The sequence below is a fragment of the Streptomyces sp. NPDC031379 genome (assembly GCF_055569615.1).
Genome location: NZ_JBVIIT010000015.1, coordinates 1 through 17,249 on the forward strand (window position 1 = coordinate 1; position 17,249 = coordinate 17,249).

Genomic DNA, 17,249 nt, shown 5'->3' on the forward strand with positions numbered 1-17,249 from the left:
TCCCCTCGCACTCAGCGTCCTCGCTGTGTTTTTTCAAAGGAACCTCGACCATCGGATTGTTCCGACGGACGGGGTATCAACATATCTGGCGTTGATTTTTGGCACGCTGTTGAGTTCTCAAGGAACGGTCGCTTCCTTTGTACTCACCCTCTCGGGCTTTCCTCCGGGCTTCCCTTCGGTGTTTCCGACTCTATCAGATCTTTTCTCGATCCGATTTCCTCGGTGCTTTCCAGGTTCCCGCTCTCGCGGTTTCCTTTCCGGCGGTTCCGACTTTATCAGAAGTTCTGAGTCGGTTTTCCCGCCCCTCCGGGGCACCTGTTGTCCAGCACGTGAAGTACTGGGGTTCCCGGTCGGGCAGAGCCGTAAACGTACTGGAGCGGGGCGCCCCGATGCAAATCGAGGGCCCCGCTCCGTGTTCGCGCGGACGAGCGGTCGTTGGACCGTCAGACCTCCACGACCACCGGGAGGATCATCGGCCTGCGGCGATAGGTGTCCGAGACCCACTTGCCGAGGGTGCGGCGGATGAGCTGCTGGAGCTGGTGCGGCTCCACGACCCCGTCCTGGGCGGACCGCTCCAGGACCTCCGTGATCTTCGGGAGGACGGCGGTGAAGGCCGAGTCCTCGATGCCGGAGCCACGGGCCTGGACGTGCGGGCCACCCGTGATCTTGCCGGTGGAGGAGTCCACGACCACGAAGACCGAGATGATGCCCTCGTCGCCGAGGATCTTGCGGTCCTTGAGCGCCGGCTCGCCGACATCGCCGACGGAGAGACCGTCGACGTAGACGTAACCGGCCTGGACCTTGCCGGAGATCTTGGCCTTGCCCTCGATCAGGTCCACCGCCACGCCGTCCTCGGCGATGACGATCCGGTCGTGCGGGACACCCGTCAGGGCGCCCAGCTCCGCGTTGGCGCGCAGGTGGCGCCACTCGCCGTGGACCGGCATCAGGTTCTTCGGACGGCAGATGTTGTAGAAGTACAGCAACTCGCCCGCGGACGCGTGGCCGGAAACGTGCACCTTGGCGTTGCCCTTGTGGACGACGTTGGCGCCCCAGCGGGTCAGGCCGTTGATCACGCGGTAGACCGCGTTCTCGTTCCCGGGGATCAGCGAGGACGCCAGGATGACCGTGTCGCCGTCGACGATGCGGATCTGGTGGTCGCGGTTGGCCATGCGGGACAGGGCCGCCATCGGCTCGCCCTGGGAGCCCGTGCAGACCAGGACCACCTCGTGGTCGGGCAGGTCGTCCAGCGTCTTGACGTCGACCACCAGGCCCGGCGGGACCTTCAGGTAGCCGAGGTCCCGGGCGATGCCCATGTTGCGGACCATGGAACGGCCGACGAAGGCGACCCGGCGGCCGTACTCGTGGGCGGCGTCCAGAATCTGCTGGATGCGGTGGACGTGGCTGGCGAAGCTCGCCACGATGATCCGCTTGCGGGCGCCCGCGAAGACCTGGCGCAGGACGTTGGAGATGTCCCGCTCGGGCGGGACGAAGCCCGGGACCTCGGCGTTCGTCGAGTCGGCGAGGAGCAGGTCGATGCCTTCCTCGCTCAGCCGCGCGAACGCGTGGAGGTCGGTGAGGCGGTTGTCCAGCGGGAGCTGGTCCATCTTGAAGTCGCCGGTGTGCACGACCATGCCGGCGGGGGTGCGGATCGCGACCGCGAGGGCGTCCGGGATGGAGTGGTTGACCGCGACGAACTCGCAGTCGAAGGGGCCGATGCGCTCACGGTTCCCCTCCGCCACCTCCAGCGTGTACGGGCGGATCCGGTGCTCCTGGAGCTTGGCCTCGATCAGGGCGAGGGTCAGCTTGGAGCCGATCAGCGGGATGTCCGGCTTCTCGCGGAGCAGGAAGGGGACACCGCCGATGTGGTCCTCGTGGCCGTGCGTGAGGACGATGCCCTCGATGTCGTCGAGGCGGTCCCGGATGGACGAGAAGTCCGGCAGGATCAGGTCGATTCCGGGCTGCTCCTCCTCGGGGAAGAGCACTCCGCAGTCGACGATCAGCAGACGGCCGCCGTACTCGAAGACCGTCATGTTTCGGCCGATCTCGCCGAGACCGCCGAGCGGGGTGACCCGCAGGCCGCCCGCGGGGAGCGGCGGAGGCGTGCCGAGTTCAGGATGCGGATGACTCAAAAGACTCTCCTCACCACACGCGCCACGTACCGGTACGGCACGTGGCGCGCATGACGTTCGTGCAGAAGCAGTTGTCGTTGTGGGGTGCGGGCGCCGGTGGCCCGCTGTGTTCAGTTGTTCTTCGGTTGTGGGGTTCGGGTGGTGCCAAGTCTGTTGTCAGAGCTGTACCCCGCCTGCAGCAAGATCGATCTTGAGCTGGGCGATCTCCTCGGGTGAGCACTCCACCATGGGCGCGCGCAGGGGACCGGCGGGCAGACCCTGGAGGGCGAGGGCGGCCTTGGTGGTCATGACGCCCTGGGTGCGGAACATGCCGGTGTAGACCGGGAGCAGCTTCTGGTGGATCTCGGTGGCCTTGACGACGTCACCGGAGGTGTACGCGTCGACGAGGGCGCGCAGGTCGGGGGTGACGACGTGCCCGACGACCGAGACGAAGCCGACCGCGCCCACGGAGAGCAGGGGCAGGTTCAGCATGTCGTCGCCGGAGTACCAGGCGAGGCCGGACTGTGCGATGGCCCAGCCGGCGCGGCCGAGGTCGCCCTTGGCGTCCTTGTTGGCGACGATCCGGGGGTGCTCGGCGAGGCGGACGAGCGTCTCGGTGTTGATCGGGACGCCGCTGCGGCCGGGGATGTCGTAGAGCATGACCGGCAGGCCGGTGGCGTCGGCGATGGTGGTGAAGTGCCGGTACAGGCCCTCCTGCGGGGGCTTGTTGTAGTACGGCGTGACGACCAGGAGGCCGTGGGCGCCGACGCGCTCGGCTTCACGGGCCAGCTCGATGCTGTGGCGGGTGTCGTTGGTTCCGACACCGGCCACCACGTGGGCTCGGTCGCCGACCGCCTCCAGTACGGCTCGTACGAGGTCCGATTTCTCCGCGTCGCTGGTGGTGGGGGACTCGCCGGTGGTGCCGTTGATGATCAGGCCGTCGTTGCCTGCGTCCACCAGGTGGGCGGCGAGCCGCTGCGCGCCGTCGAGGTCGAGTGCGCCGTCCGCCGTGAAGGGCGTGACCATGGCGGTGAGGACCCGCCCGAAGGGGGTCTGCGGAGTGGAGGTCGGAGCCATGGGTAACACGCTACTCGGTGCTCCATGCGTGGTCTGCCCGTGGGGTGCCAGGAAAGTCAGGACAAATGAGGAACCCGGCACTGCCTGCTCGGGGGTTCAAGCAGTGCCGGGTCCGTTTGATCAGGCTAGATGAACTTCTCTAAATGCCGCAATACGGACACTTCGCCAGGCTGACCCGTACATCCGTTCCGGGTGGGGGAACAGGGCTTCGTTACGGGGCCACACGCCCGTTCGCGTTGAAGGCGGCGTAGGTCAGCGGCATGAGCTTCGCCCACTCCGCCTCCATCTTCTCGCCCACCATCTCGATCTCCCGCTGCGGGAAGGACGGCACCTTGGCCAGCTCGTGCTGGGTGCGCAGGCCGAGGAAGTGCATGAGCGAGCGGGCGTTGCAGGTGGCGTACATCGAGGAGTACAGGCCGACGGGGAGGACCGAACGGGCGACCTCACGCGCGATGCCCTGCGCGAGCAGGTCCTGGTAGGTCCGGTAGGCCTGGCGGTACGACTCCTCCATGGCGCTCCCGAGCAGGCCGTGCTGCTCCTCGGTGCCCTCCACGAAGACGTACTTGCCCGGCCGGCCCTGCTGGACGAGCTTGCGGTCGGCGTCGGGCACGTAGAAGACCGGCTGCAGCTCCCGGTAGCGGCCGGACTCCTCGTTGTACGACCAGCCGACCCGGTGCCGCATGAACTCGCGGAAGACGAAGATCGGGGCGCTGATGAAGAAGGTCATCGAGTTGTGCTCGAACGGGCTGCCGTGCCGGTCGCGCATCAGGAAGTTGATCAGACCCTTGGAACGCTCCGGGTCCTTGTCCAACTCCTCCAGGGACTGCTCCCCGATGGTCGACACACGGGCCGCGAAGAGCACGTCGGAGTCGGCCGCGCTGTGCTTGACCAGTTCGACGGTGACGTCGCCGCGCAGATCGATCTTGAACTCGTCGTCCGGGGTGCGGGTCACAAGGGTCCTTCCATCACTTCAGGGGTTCGCGCCCACTGTATCCGGGCACCCGCCGCCCACCCGAACGGCAACCTCGCCGCACGAGTTTTCACGACATGGGCACCTTTTGTGTCACTAGAGCGTCTGTACCGGTGAGGACCTCACATTCGATCCCCGAGAGGAGAAGTGCTTCCCCATGTTCCGTCGGCGCGAGCCCGTACCCTTCGCCTTCCTGGCCGAGGCGGACCGGTTCCGCAGCAATGTCACTCCCCCGCCCCGCCGGCGCGCGTCCATCGGTGAGATGACCGGGCGCTGGCTGTTGGGCCTGACCCTCGTCGCCGGGCTGGTCGGCGCCCTGATCCTGGCCATGCCGGCCCTGTCCACGCCGTCCAGTACGCCGGTGCAGCAGTCACAGGCGTCCCAGGGGCACTGACCCTTCCGGACGCCCACGGCTGGTGAGCGGCATCCGGGCCGGATAGCCTCACCGGGCACAGCCCACGCGAGGACCGAGTGAGGACCAGCCGTGCCCCTGCCCTTTCTGACGGCCGACCGCACCTTCGAGGCGGCATCCGAGAGCGCGCTGCCGTACGACGACCGGGAGCGCTGGCGCCGCCCGTACCGGCCCGGCCCCTGGCGTGTGGCCACGGCCGCTCTGTGGCTGCTGCTCGCCTCGTTCGTGCTGTTCGCGGCGGTCCTGATCGCCCTGAGCGGCTCGGTGTCCTCCTCCGGCTCCTCCTCCGCCGGGGTGATCCTCGGCCTGGGTCTGGCCGTCATCGCCGGTGCGCTGCGGCTGCTGCGCATGGGGGTGTGGGTGAGCGGGAGCGGGCTGCGCCAGGTCGGTTTCCTGGTGACGCGTACGGTGCCGTGGGCGCGGGTCGCCTCCGTACGGACGGTGCAGCAGCCGGTGCGCTGGCTGGGGCTGCCGCGCACGGTGCAGGGGCAGGCACTGGTACTCGTCCGCAAGGACCGGCGCGCCGAGGACCCGGCGCCCCTGATGACCACGCACGATCTGGATTTCCTGGGCCGTCCGGTGGGCTTCGACCGGGCGGCGGACACGGTGGAGGCGTGGGCCGCGGAGTACCGGCGCAGCTGACCCGCCCCGGATACGGCGAAGGGGCCGGCTGCGATGTGCGGACCGGCCCCTTCCGCGTATCGGTCGGGTGCCCCGTACAGCTCCGCCCCGTGGCGTGTAGGGCTGCGGCGGCGCGTGAGACCGCGCCGGCGCGCTCGTACGGCCGGCTCGTACGGGCGGCTCGTACCGCTGGGCGTGGCTAGGCCTGGACCGTCCTGCCGTCGTGCAGGGCGATGGCGCGCTGCATCGCCTTGCGGGCGCGCGGGGTGTCGCGGGCGTCGTGGTAGGCGACGGCGAGCCGGAACCAGCAGCGCCAGTCGTCGGGGGACGCCTCGGTCTCGGCCTTGCGCTTGGCGAAGACCTCGTCGGCCGAGTCACGGTCGATACGGCCGCTCGCGGTGCGCTGCAACTCGTCGGGGGGCAGGCCGCCCTCGGCGTCGAGTTCGGCGGCGAGCTGGTTGGCCCTGCGGACGAACTGCGTGTTCTTCCACAGGAACCACAGGCCGATGACCGGCAGGATCAGCACCGCCACACCGAAGGTGACGGTGAGGACCGTGCCGGACTGGATGAGCATGACGCCGCGGCTGCCGACCAGGACGAAGTAGAAGACGAGGACGGCGGCCGTGACGAGGTAGGTGATCTTCGCGCGCATGACGTGTTCGGGCTCGGCTCGGTTCTCAGCTCAGGTCCAGGAAGTGCTCCAGGCCGACGGTCAGGCCCGGAGTGGTCACCACCCGACGGGCGCCGAGCAGGATGCCCGGCATGAAGCTGCTGTGGTGCAGGGAGTCGTGTCGGATGGTCAGGGTCTCGCCCTCGCCGCCGAGCAGGACCTCCTGGTGGGCCAGGAGACCGCGCAGCCGGACGGCGTGCACCGGGACCCCCTCGACGCTGGCGCCCCGCGCGCCGTCCAGGGCCGTGACCGTGGCGTCCGGCGCCGGAGCCGTGCCGGCCGCCCGGCGCGCCTCGGCGATGAGCTGGGCCGTGCGGGTGGCCGTACCGCTCGGGGCGTCCACCTTGTTCGGGTGGTGCAGCTCGACGACCTCGACCGACTCGAAGTACGGCGCGGCGATCTGCGCGAACTTCATCGTCAGGACGGCGCCGATGGAGAAGTTCGGCGCGATGAGCACGCCGGTCTCCGGGGACTGGGCGAGCCAGCCCTTCAGCTGCGCGAGGCGCTCCTCGGTCCAGCCCGTCGTACCGACGACCGCGTGGATGCCGTGGCGCACGCAGAAGTCGAGGTTGCCCATGACGGAGGCGGGGGTGGTCAGTTCGACGGCGACCTGGGCGCCGGTCTCCGCCAGCGTCTCCAGCTTGTCGCCCCGGCCGAGGACGGCGACGAGTTCCATGTCCTCGGCGGCCTCGACCGCCTTGACCGCCTCGGACCCGATCCGGCCCTTGGCACCGAGGACCGCCACGCGCAGCTTGCTCATGTTTGCTTCCTTACCGACTTACCGAATCCGACGACGGAGGGGTTCAGGCGACAGCATCGTGCAGCCGCGCCGCCTGTTTGTCCTTCAGCGGGCCGATGACCGACAGCGACGGGCGCTGTCCCAGGATGTCGCGGGCGACCGAGCGGACCTCGTCCGGGGTGACCGCCGCTATCCGGGCCAGCATGTCGTCCACCGACATCTGCTCACCCCAGCACAGCTCACTCTTGCCGATGCGGTTCATCAGCGCGCCGGTGTCCTCGAGTCCGAGGACCGTGGAGCCCTGGAGCTGGCCGATGGCGCGGCCTATCTCGTCGTCTGAGAGGCCGTTGGCGGCGACGTGGTCGAGTTCGTCCCGGCAGATCCTCAGCACGTCGTGCACCTGGCTCGGGCGGCAGCCGGCGTACACGCCGAACAGGCCGCAGTCGGCGAAGCCGGAGGTGTACGAGTACACGCTGTAGGCGAGGCCGCGCTTCTCCCGGACCTCCTGGAAGAGGCGCGAGGACATGCCGCCGCCGAGGGCGGTGTTGAGCACGCCCATGGCCCAGCGGCGGTCGTCGGTGCGGGCGAGGCCCGGCATGCCGAGGACGACGTGCGCCTGCTCGGTCTTGCGGGCGAGCAGGTCGACCTGGCCGGTCGTGCGGATCTTGCGGTGGCCGTCGCGCGGGGCGACGGGCCGCGCGTCCATGGTCTTGAAGGCGTCCGCCTTCTCGAAGGCCGCGCGGACCTGTCGTACGACCTTGTTGTGGTCGATGTTGCCGGCGCAGGCGACCACGAGGTGCGTCGGGTCGTAGTGCTTATTGTAGAAGCGGCGGATGCGGTCGGCGGTGAGGGCGTTGACCGTGTCGACGGTGCCGAGGACCGGGCGGCCGAGGGCGTTGTTGCCGAACATGGTGTGCGCGAACAGGTCGTGCACGCAGTCGCCCGGGTCGTCCTCGGTCATGGCGATCTCTTCGAGGATCGCGCCGCGCTCGACGTTGACGTCCTCTTCGAGGATGAGCGAGCCGGTCAGCATGTCGCAGACGACGTCGATGGCGAGCGGCAGGTCGGTGTCGAGCACGCGCGCGTAGTAGCACGTGTACTCCTTGGCCGTGAACGCGTTCATCTCGCCGCCGACCGCGTCGAGGGCGGCGGAGATGTCCAGCGCGCTGCGCCTCGAGGTGCCCTTGAAGAGCAGGTGCTCCAGGTAGTGCGTGGCGCCGTTCAGGGCGGGGGTCTCGTCGCGGGAGCCCACGTGCGCCCAGATGCCGAAGGTCGCCGAGCGCACCGAGGGCAGGGTCTCGGTGACGATGCGCAGGCCGCCCGGGAGGGTGGTCTTGCGGACCGTGCCGATGCCGTTGGTCCCCTTGATGAGGGTTTGGGTACGGGCAACGGCCCGCGCCTCCGAAGAGGTGCGGGCCGTCGCCTTGGAGCTACGGGACGTCACTGGTCGGCGTCGTCCTTCTTCGTCTCGTCGGAAGAGCCTTCCTCGCCCTCGATCACCGGAACGAGGGAGAGCTTGCCGCGGGAGTCGATCTCGGCGATCTCGACCTGGACCTTCTGGCCCACACCGAGGACGTCCTCGACGTTCTCCACGCGCTTGCCGCCGGCGAGCTTGCGGATCTGCGAGATGTGCAGCAGACCGTCCTTGCCGGGCAGCAGGGAGACGAACGCACCGAAGGTGGTCGTCTTCACGACCGTACCGAGGTAGCGCTCGCCGACCTCGGGCATCGTCGGGTTGGCGATGCCGTTGATCGTGGCGCGGGCGGCCTCGGCGGAGGGGCCGTCGGCGGCACCGATGTAGATCGTGCCGTCGTCCTCGATCGTGATCTCGGCGCCGGTGTCCTCCTGGATCTGGTTGATCATCTTGCCCTTGGGGCCGATGACCTCACCGATCTTGTCGACCGGGATCTTGACGGTGATGATCCGCGGGGCGTGCGGGCTCATCTCGTCGGGCCGGTCGATGGCCTCCATCATCACGTCGAGGATGTGCAGGCGGGCGTCGCGGGCCTGCTTGAGGGCCGCGGCCAGGACGGAGGCCGGGATGCCGTCCAGCTTGGTGTCGAGCTGGAGGGCGGTGACGAACTCCTTGGTGCCGGCGACCTTGAAGTCCATGTCGCCGAAGGCGTCCTCCGCACCGAGGATGTCGGTGAGGGTGACGTAGTGCGTCTCGCCCTCGATCTCCTGGGAGATCAGGCCCATGGCGATACCGGCGACCGGGGCCTTCAGGGGCACACCGGCGTTCAGCAGCGACATGGTGGAGGCGCAGACCGAGCCCATGGACGTCGAGCCGTTGGAGCTGAGCGCCTCGGAGACCTGGCGGATCGCGTAGGGGAACTCCTCGCGCGTCGGCAGGACCGGCACGAGGGCGCGCTCGGCGAGGGCGCCGTGGCCGATCTCGCGGCGCTTCGGGGAGCCGACGCGGCCGGTCTCACCGGTGGAGTACGGCGGGAAGTTGTAGTTGTGCATGTAGCGCTTGCGGGTCACCGGGGAGAGGGTGTCCAGCTGCTGCTCCATGCGGAGCATGTTGAGGGTGGTGACGCCCAGGATCTGGGTCTCGCCACGCTCGAACACCGCGGAACCGTGCACCCGCGGGATGGCCTCGACCTCGGCGGCCAGCGTGCGGATGTCGGTGACACCGCGGCCGTCGATGCGCTTCTTCTCCTTGATCACGCGCTCACGGACCAGCTGCTTGGTGAGCGAGCGGTACGCGGCGGAGATCTCCTTCTCGCGGCCCTCGAACTCCGGCAGGAGCTTCTCGGCGGCGAGCGCCTTGACGCGGTCCAGCTCGGACTCGCGCTCCTGCTTGCCGGCGATGGTGAGCGCCTGGGCCAGCTCGGGGCGGACGGCCGCCGTCAGGGCCTCGAGGACGTCGTCCTGGTAGTCCAGGAAGATCGGGAACTCGGCGGTCGGCTTGGCGGCCTTGGCGGCGAGGTCGGCCTGGGCGCGGCACAGCACCTTGATGAAGGGCTTCGCGGCCTCGAGACCGGCGGCGACGACCTCCTCGGTCGGCGCCTCGGAGCCGCCCTCGACCAGCTTGATGGTCTTCTCGGTGGCCTCGGCCTCGACCATCATGATCGCGACGTCGCCGTCCTCCAGGACGCGGCCCGCGACCACCATGTCGAAGACGGCGTCCTCGAGCTCGGTGTGCGTCGGGAAGGCGACCCACTGGCCGCGGATCAGCGCGACGCGGACGCCGCCGATCGGGCCGGAGAAGGGCAGGCCGGCCAGCTGCGTGGACGCGGACGCGGCGTTGATCGCCACGACGTCGTACAGGTGGTCGGGGTTGAGCGCCATGATCGTGGCGACGACCTGGATCTCGTTGCGCAGGCCCTTCTTGAAGGACGGGCGCAGCGGGCGGTCGATCAGACGGCAGGTGAGGATCGCGTCCTCGGAGGGGCGGCCCTCACGGCGGAAGAAGGAACCGGGGATCTTCCCGGCCGCGTACATGCGCTCCTCGACGTCGACCGTCAGCGGGAAGAAGTCGAGCTGGTCCTTCGGGTTCTTGGAGGCGGTGGTGGCCGACAGCACCATGGTGTCGTCGTCCAGGTACGCCACGGCGGAGCCGGCGGCCTGCTTGGCCAGGCGGCCCGTCTCGAAGCGGATGGTACGGGTGCCGAAGGCGCCATTGTCGATGACGGCCTCGGCGTAGTGGGTCTCGTTCTCCACTAGCGTTTTCTCCTCGTCTTCGTCCCTCGGCTGCCCGTGTGGCAGGGGGACGGTTGCGGAGAAGCGCTCCGGGCTGTGCGGGCCGGTCTTCGATCGAAGCACCCGGGGCTCGCTTCCCCCGGGGGCCACTACCGAGGACCGGCGGCGGCGAGGTGCGCTTCTCCTCGTTCTCAGTCCTACGTGTTCCGTGTCGTGCGTATTGCGTTGTGCTACCACACTACAAAGCGTGTGTGACACTCCGCACGTTTCCGCACGTACGGCAAAGGGAGCGGCCCCCGATCGTCCCGGGAACCGCTCCCTTCACGGCGTCTTACTTGGCGCCCGCCGCACCACGGCGGATGCCGAGGCGGTCGACCAGCGTACGGAAGCGCTGGATGTCCTTCTTCGCCAGGTACTGCAGCAGGCGACGGCGCTGACCGACCAGGATCAGCAGGCCACGGCGGGAGTGGTGGTCGTGCTTGTGGGTCTTGAGGTGCTCCGTCAGGTCGGAGATCCGACGGGAGAGCAGAGCGACCTGGACCTCGGGGGAGCCGGTGTCACCCTCCTTGGCACCGAACTCGGCGATGATCTGCTTCTTCGTAGCGGCGTCGAGCGACACGCGTACTCCTCATAGTCTGTGACTGGCCCACGAGTGCCCCTGGTCTACGTCTCAGGGGAGCTTCCGTGACTCGGGAGGCCGGGATCCGCTGGGCGCGGCCTCCAGAGCACTGGGCTCCGGGGGTGCGTACACAAACGGCCGTCGACCAGAGTACCAGGCAGTGGCGGGCACCCTCGCCTTGATTCCGGAACGCCACGGGCCCGAGGGGGGCGGCCACTAGGGTGAGCCTGCTGATCGTACGCACGTCGGGAAGGGGTCGCCGCGGCATGGCGGAGACGGAAGCGGAACTCAGGGCGCGCAAGGACCGGGAGCGGGACGAGCTGTACGCGCTCGACATCTCCGGTGCCGAGTGGCAGAGCGCGCCGGGCACGGAGGAGCACGAGGAGCGGGTCGAGATCGCGTACCTGCCCGGGGGCGCCGTGGCGATGCGTTCCTCCCTCGACCCCGGCACCGTGCTGCGGTACACGGAGGCGGAGTGGCGGGCGTTCGTGCTGGGGGCTCGGGACGGGGAGTTCGATCTTGAGCCGGGGAAAGCCGGTGGGGGGATGGGGGCGGAGTGAGTGGCGGCAGGAAGCCCCGGCTCATTCCGGGCCGGGGCTTCTTGCGTCACTTGCTCGTCATCGACCGCGCGGTCGCGTACACGTCGAAGACCGCGAGGGTGAGCGGGATCAGCGTCAGCAGGACGAAGCCCTCGCAGATCTCCAGGAAGCGGCCCCAGAACGGGGTCAGCCCACCGCGCGGCAGGATGAGACCCAGCGCCGTCACGAGGGCGGTGGCCGCGGCGATGACCGCGATCAGCCAGATGGTGCGGATGTCCAGGTCGGTGCGGTCGCCGGATAGCGCCGCGAGCATCACGTGCCGCGGCGGGTTGAGGGCGAGGCCCAGGCCGAGCAGGACGAGGGAACCGAGACCGGCGGCCAGGACGGGCGCGACCTGGGCCGTGTAGCGGAAGAGGCCGGCGCGCATCAGCATCGCCACGCCGGTGGCGAGGGCGAGCAGCTGGGCCCAGATGTCGTCGGAGAAGCCCAGTACGGCCGAGGCTCCGACGGCGAGGAGCGCACAGCCGCCGACCAGGCCGACGAGGAGTTCGTGGCCGCGCCGGGCCTGCGCCTCGATGCGCTCGGTGTCCACGGGCTCGGCCGCGGCGGACTCGTTGCCGTAGGCGGAGCGGGAGGCGCCGCTGCTGGGGTTCTCGAAGCCGATCGGCAGCCGGGCGAAACGCATCGACATGCCGGGCAGGAAGGCGAGGGCGCCGACGGCGACGGGCGCGCACAGGCCGGCCATCTCGGTGGGGGCCCAGTCGGTGAGGGTGGCGACGAAGACGACGACCAGGGCGATGGCCGAGGCGAAGACGAAGGCCACGAAGGGGCCGTCGCCGTGCGGCGAGCACAGGGTGAGGATCAGCGCGGCGACGAGGACGGCCGCGCATGCCAGCAGAAACTGCAGTCTGCCGATGCCCTCCCCGCCGTTCAGGGGCAGCAGTCCGCTGCCCGCGACACCGATGTTGGGCAGTGCGCCGAGGCCGAGGGCGACGGCCGAACCGCGGTCGTCGTAGACACGGGCGCGGACCGCGGAGAGCACGACCAGGAGGACGCCGGTGACGGCGGCGAGGATGCCGGCCAGGCCGTGCATGTCGTGGCGCGGGTCGGCGGTCCAGGCGACGAATGCGAGCAGCGCCGGCAGTACTCCGCCGCCGACGAGACCCGCGGCTCGGGTCAACTCGCCGCTCCACAGCTTGTGCTGTGCGGTGACGGCGGAGGCGACGGCCTCGGCGACGTCGTCGAAGACGGCCGGCGGCAGGGACTCGGCGAACGGGCGCAGGGTGAGGAGTTCACCGTCGAGAATGCGCTGCGCGGCGAAGGAGCGGGCGCTGTCCAGGACGGTGCCGTCGGTGCGGACGAGGTGGTAGCCGACCGGGGCGCCCGCCTCGGAGCTTTGCTGGGACAGCCGGAGGATCTCCGGATAGAGGTCGGCGACCGGGACGTCGTCAGGCAGTGCGACGTCGATACGGCTGTCCGGCGCGACGATGGTGACCCGGCAGAAGCCGAGTCCGGTGCCGGACCCGGAAGGGGCTCCCGTCCCGGGTCCGCCGGTGGCGGCGGCCGTCATGCTCACCTGCTGCTCCCCCTCAGTGGTGGTGGTGCGTCTATGTCGTGAAGGTCTCGTGCCGGTTCGCGCCACGCACGGCGGCACGGGTGCCGTGGGGCCGGATTTCGAGGCTCTCCCGCTCCGACATCGGGCGGGTTGACCCGGTTTGCCCAGCCTGCTCGGCGTGTGCTCACGCGAACATCCGGCACCCTACCGCTCACCCGTGTTCCGTGAACTCAGTAGGATCACGCGGCGGCCTGCGCCCGCCGGACACGGGGCGGTGGGCGGAAAGCCTGGGTCGGGCAAGGGAATTGGTGAGCGGTGAGCCAGATTGTCGTCAAGCGCCCTGCTAGGGCGCTGCCGTCCGAAGTGCCCACGGAAGAGGTCGTTGTCCAGCCACCGCCCGAATTGCCGCGGGGGCCCCAGGAGAGCGTGCTGATGCAGCTCCTGCCCACGCTGGGCATGGGCGGCTCGGTGGTGTTCTTCTTCACGAACGGTCAGCCGTTCATGAAGATCATGGGCATGATCATGATCGCGTCGACGGTGGCGATGTCCATCGCGATGGTGGTCCGCTTCCGCCGCGGCTCGCAGGGCCAGTTGGCCGACATGCGGCGCGACTACCTCAGTTATCTGTCGCAGACGCGCAAGTCCGCCATGGAGACGGCGAAGGCCCAACGGGACGCGCAGTACTACCTGCACCCCTCCCCCGAGCAGCTGTGGGCGCTCGTCGCCGAGGGCAGCCGGGTGTGGGAACGGCGGCCGGGGGACGAGGACTTCGCGCATGTGCGCATCGGCCTGGGCCCGCAGCCGCTGGCCACCCCGCTCATCGCCCCGGAGACCGGGCCGGTCGAGCAGCTGGAGCCGCTGACCGCGGGCGCGATGCAGCGGTTCCTCGCCACGCACAACACCGTCGGCGACCTGCCGATGGCGGTGTCGCTGCGCGCCTTCTACCACGTCACGGTGAGCGGTGAACCGCAGTCCGTACGGGCCTCGGCGCGCGCCCTGGTCGGCTCACTGGCCTCGCTGCACTCCCCCGAGGATCTGGTCATCGCGGTGGCCGCGGGGCGGGAGGCGCTGCCGCACTGGGAGTGGGTCAAGTGGCTGCCGCACGTGCAGGCGTCCAAAGAGGTGGACGGCGCGGGTTCCCGCCGGCTGATCAGTCCCGACCCTCGCGAGCTGGAGGACCTGCTCGCCGCCCGGCTGACGGGCCGCCCGCGCTTCCATCCCGGCGCCGCGCCCCTGCTGGACGAGCCGCACATCGTGCTCGTCCTGGACGACCTGTCGTTGCTGCCGGACTCGGTGCTCGCCAACCCCGAGGGACTGCAGGGCGTCACGGTGGTCGAGGTGGTGGCGGGTGAACTCACCACAGCGGGCGGCGACCTGTCCGTCGTCGTACAGCCCGGTGCCCTCCGCCTGGACTCCGGGCACGGCATGGTCTACGAGGGCGCCCCGGAGTCCCTGTCGTACGAGTCCGCCGAGGCGCTGGCCCGGCAACTGGCACCGCTGCGCATGGCGTCGGGTGGCGACGACGATCAACCACTGCTCGCCAACCTGGAGTTCACGGACCTGCTCGGCCTCGGCGACGCTGCGTCCGTCGACACCAAGCGGACCTGGCGGCCGCGTGCCCTCGCGGAACGGCTGCGGGTGCCGATCGGTCTCGGCGAGGACGGCCGCCCCGTCATGCTGGACCTGAAGGAAGCCGCCCAGGAGGGCATGGGCCCGCACGGACTGTGCGTCGGCGCGACGGGCTCCGGCAAGTCGGAGCTGCTGCGCACCCTGGTGCTGGGCCTCGCCGTCACGCACTCCTCGGAGACCCTGAACTTCGTCCTCGCGGACTTCAAGGGCGGTGCGACCTTCGCCGGCATGGCACAGATGCCGCACGTGGCAGCGGTCATCACCAACCTGGCCGACGACCTCACCCTGGTCGACCGCATGGGTGACTCGATCCGCGGTGAGCTGAACCGCCGCCAGGAAATGCTCCGCGACGCGGGCAACTACGCCAACATCCACGACTACGAGAAGGCGCGCGCGGCCGGTGCCCCGCTGCAGCCCATCCCCTCCCTGGTCCTGGTGATCGACGAGTTCAGCGAGCTGCTGACCGCGAAGCCGGACTTCATCGAGATGTTCGTGCAGATCGGCCGCATCGGCCGATCCCTGGGCGTGCACCTGCTGCTGGCCTCGCAGCGGCTGGAAGAGGGCCGCCTGAGGGGCCTGGAGACCTATCTGTCGTACCGCATCGGTCTGCGCACCTTCTCCGCGGCGGAGTCCCGCGCGGCGCTCGGTGTCCCCGACGCCTACGAACTCCCCAACGTCCCCGGCTCCGGTTTCCTGAAGTACGGCACGGACGAGATGGTCCGCTTCAAGGCGGCGTACGTCTCCGGGGTCTACCGCTCGGGTACGCAGCGCGCGGCACTGGGCGGCGGGCCGCTGCCGGTGGACCGACGGCCTGCGCTGTTCACGGCCACCGAGGTACCGGTGCAGTACACGGCCATCCCGCAGCAGCGCCAGGAGCCCCAGCCCCAAGTGGACGAGGCGCTGGCCGACACCGTCCTCGACGTCATCGTTCGACGGCTCGAGGCGCAGGGCCCGGCGGCCCACCAGGTGTGGCTGCCGCCGTTGGAGAGCCCCCCGTCACTGGACGCCCTGCTGCCCGGACTGGCCGCGGTGGAGGGACGCGGGCTGACCCAGCCCGGCTACGAGAGCGCGGGCCGCCTGATCGTGCCGGCCGGTCTGGTCGACAAGCCGTACGAGCAGCGCCGTGACCGCCTGATGCTCGACTTCTCGGGCGCGGCGGGCCACATGCAGATCATCGGCGGCCCGCAGTCCGGCAAGTCCACATTCCTGCGCACGCTGATCTGTTCCTTCGCTCTCACACACACGCCGCACGAGGTGCAGTTCTACGGCCTGGACTTCGGTGGCGGCGGCATGGCGGCGCTGGACGGCCTGCCGCATGTCGGCGGTATCGCCTCCCGTCTGGATCCGGAACGCGTCCGGCGTACCGTGTCCGAGGTCTACGGCGTCCTGACCCGTCGCGAGGAGTACTTCCGCTCTGCCGGCATCGCCTCGATCGCCGACTACCGTGCGCGCCGCGCCCGAGGCGAGATCTCGGTGACGGACCAGCCCTGGGGGGACGTCTTCCTGGTCGTCGACGGCTGGGGCAACTTCCGCACGGACTACGAGGCCCTGGAATCCGCGGTCCTGGACATGGCCGCCCGTGGTCTCGGCTACGGCATCCACGTCGTCATCACGGCGTCGCGCTCGATGGAGGTCCGCGCGAACCTGAAGGACCATCTGATGAACCGCCTGGAGCTGCGCCTGGGTGACGTCATGGACTCGGAGATCGACCGCAAGGTGGCGGCGAACGTGCCCACCGGCGTTCCGGGCCGTGGTCTGTCCCCCCAGAAGCTGCACTTCATGGCGGCGGTCCCACGCATCGACGGCCTCACCTCCGACACCGACCTGGCCGAGGCCACGGCAGCGCTGAGCACCGAGGTCGGCCGTCACTGGCAGGCACCAGGCGCCCCCAAGGTACGGCTGCTGCCGCGCCAGCTGGAGGCTCTCCAGCTGCCGCCGGGCGACCGCTTCCCGAACCGTGGCGTCGCCTTCGCGCTGGACGAGGAGAACCTGGAGCCGGTGTTCCTGGACTTCGAGCAGGACCCGTTCTTCCTGATCTTCGGCGAGAGCGAGTCCGGCAAGTCCAACCTGCTGCGGTTGCTGATCAAGCAGCTGACGCTGCAGTACGGGGGCGACGAGGCGAAGTTCTTCGTCGTCGACAACCGCCGCTCGTTGCTGGACATCACCCCGGCCAGTCACCTGGCGGAGTACATCCCCATGTCCAGCCAGATGGACCATCACATGGTGGCGCTGGCCGACCTGATGCAGCGCCGTACCCCGACCGCCGACGTCACCGCGCAGCAGCTGCGGGACCGGAGCTGGTGGCGCGGCCCGCAGGTGTTCGTGGTCGTCGACGACTACGACCTCGTCTCCACGTCCAGCGGCAACCCGCTCAGCGGCCTGACCGAGATGCTGCCCTTCGCCCGTGACGTCGGCGTCCGCTTCATCATCGCCCGTTCCTCCGCGGGCGCGGGCCGCGCCTCGTACGAGCCCTTCATGCAGCGCATGAAGGAACTCGGCGCCCAGGGCATCGTCCTGGCGGGCGACCCGGCGGAGGGCGACATCCTCAACGGCGTCCGGCCCCGGCCGATGCCTGCGGGGCGGGGCGTCTTCGTGTCCCGGAAGCGGGGGAAGCCGTTGGTTCAGACCGGCTTGGTGGATGTGGAGTACTGAGGCGCGTTGGCGG

Annotated in this window: 13 protein-coding genes; 4 read left to right on the top strand and 9 right to left on the bottom strand. The window is 69.6% G+C overall.

What is annotated here, in order from left to right; all coding sequences use genetic code 11:
* Positions 1–443: 443 nt before the first annotated feature.
* The 3 genes from ACZ5CW_RS21910 to thyX all read right to left on the bottom strand — a co-directional run bounded on the left by ACZ5CW_RS21910 (position 444) and on the right by thyX (position 4,137).
* Positions 444–2,129 carry a ribonuclease J gene (locus ACZ5CW_RS21910; RefSeq protein ID WP_468603812.1) on the bottom strand — a complete coding sequence of 562 codons (1,686 nt, stop codon included), beginning with the start codon at positions 2,127–2,129 and terminating at the stop codon, positions 444–446.
* A gap of 156 nt (positions 2,130–2,285) precedes the next feature.
* On the bottom strand, positions 2,286–3,185 hold the full coding sequence (gene dapA, locus ACZ5CW_RS21915; protein WP_468603814.1) for a 4-hydroxy-tetrahydrodipicolinate synthase: 900 nt from the start codon (positions 3,183–3,185) through the stop codon (positions 2,286–2,288).
* A 211-nt stretch (positions 3,186–3,396) separates the two neighbouring features.
* Positions 3,397–4,137 (bottom strand): FAD-dependent thymidylate synthase, encoded by a 741-nt coding sequence (thyX, locus tag ACZ5CW_RS21920; RefSeq protein WP_468603816.1) that lies wholly within the window; start codon positions 4,135–4,137, stop codon positions 3,397–3,399.
* 175 nt (positions 4,138–4,312) lie between these two features.
* On the opposite strand from thyX, the gene ACZ5CW_RS21925 reads away from it, so the two are divergent.
* Together ACZ5CW_RS21925 and ACZ5CW_RS21930 are read left to right on the top strand one after the other, a co-directional pair.
* Complete coding sequence (locus ACZ5CW_RS21925; RefSeq protein WP_468603817.1) at positions 4,313–4,549, top strand: hypothetical protein; 237 nt, start codon at positions 4,313–4,315, stop codon at positions 4,547–4,549.
* A 90-nt stretch (positions 4,550–4,639) separates the two neighbouring features.
* A complete protein-coding gene (locus tag ACZ5CW_RS21930) occupies positions 4,640–5,209 on the top strand; it encodes a hypothetical protein (RefSeq protein ID WP_468603819.1) in 570 nt (189 codons plus the stop codon).
* A 178-nt stretch (positions 5,210–5,387) separates the two neighbouring features.
* On the opposite strand, the gene ACZ5CW_RS21935 is transcribed toward ACZ5CW_RS21930, so the two are convergent.
* From ACZ5CW_RS21935 to rpsO, 5 genes are all read right to left on the bottom strand, one after another.
* Positions 5,388–5,840: a hypothetical protein gene (locus tag ACZ5CW_RS21935; protein ID WP_468603821.1), complete on the bottom strand. Its 453-nt coding sequence runs from the start codon at positions 5,838–5,840 to the stop codon at positions 5,388–5,390.
* A gap of 25 nt (positions 5,841–5,865) precedes the next feature.
* Entirely contained in the window at positions 5,866–6,618 is a 753-nt protein-coding gene (gene dapB, locus ACZ5CW_RS21940; protein ID WP_468603823.1) for a 4-hydroxy-tetrahydrodipicolinate reductase, read from the bottom strand.
* 43 nt (positions 6,619–6,661) lie between these two features.
* Positions 6,662–8,041 carry a M16 family metallopeptidase gene (locus ACZ5CW_RS21945; protein WP_468603825.1) on the bottom strand — a complete coding sequence of 460 codons (1,380 nt, stop codon included), beginning with the start codon at positions 8,039–8,041 and terminating at the stop codon, positions 6,662–6,664.
* A complete protein-coding gene (locus ACZ5CW_RS21950; RefSeq protein ID WP_468603827.1) occupies positions 8,038–10,263 on the bottom strand; it encodes a polyribonucleotide nucleotidyltransferase in 2,226 nt (741 codons plus the stop codon). The genes ACZ5CW_RS21945 and ACZ5CW_RS21950 overlap by 4 nt, the downstream gene beginning before the upstream one ends.
* Positions 10,264–10,573: 310 nt before the next feature.
* Positions 10,574–10,861: a 30S ribosomal protein S15 gene (gene rpsO, locus ACZ5CW_RS21955; RefSeq protein WP_361246393.1), complete on the bottom strand. Its 288-nt coding sequence runs from the start codon at positions 10,859–10,861 to the stop codon at positions 10,574–10,576.
* A 266-nt stretch (positions 10,862–11,127) separates the two neighbouring features.
* Between rpsO and ACZ5CW_RS21960 the strand changes: the two genes are divergently transcribed.
* Positions 11,128–11,421 (top strand): DUF397 domain-containing protein, encoded by a 294-nt coding sequence (locus tag ACZ5CW_RS21960; protein ID WP_468603829.1) that lies wholly within the window; start codon positions 11,128–11,130, stop codon positions 11,419–11,421.
* A 46-nt stretch (positions 11,422–11,467) separates the two neighbouring features.
* On the opposite strand, the gene eccD is transcribed toward ACZ5CW_RS21960, so the two are convergent.
* Positions 11,468–12,970, bottom strand: a complete 1,503-nt coding sequence (gene eccD / locus ACZ5CW_RS21965) for a type VII secretion integral membrane protein EccD (protein WP_468604133.1) — start codon at positions 12,968–12,970, stop codon at positions 11,468–11,470.
* Positions 12,971–13,270: 300 nt separating this feature from the next.
* Between eccD and eccCa the strand changes: the two genes are divergently transcribed.
* Positions 13,271–17,236, top strand: coding sequence for a type VII secretion protein EccCa (gene eccCa, locus ACZ5CW_RS21970; RefSeq protein WP_468603831.1), 3,966 nt, complete (start codon positions 13,271–13,273; stop codon positions 17,234–17,236).
* The last annotated feature ends 13 nt before the right edge of the window (positions 17,237–17,249 follow it).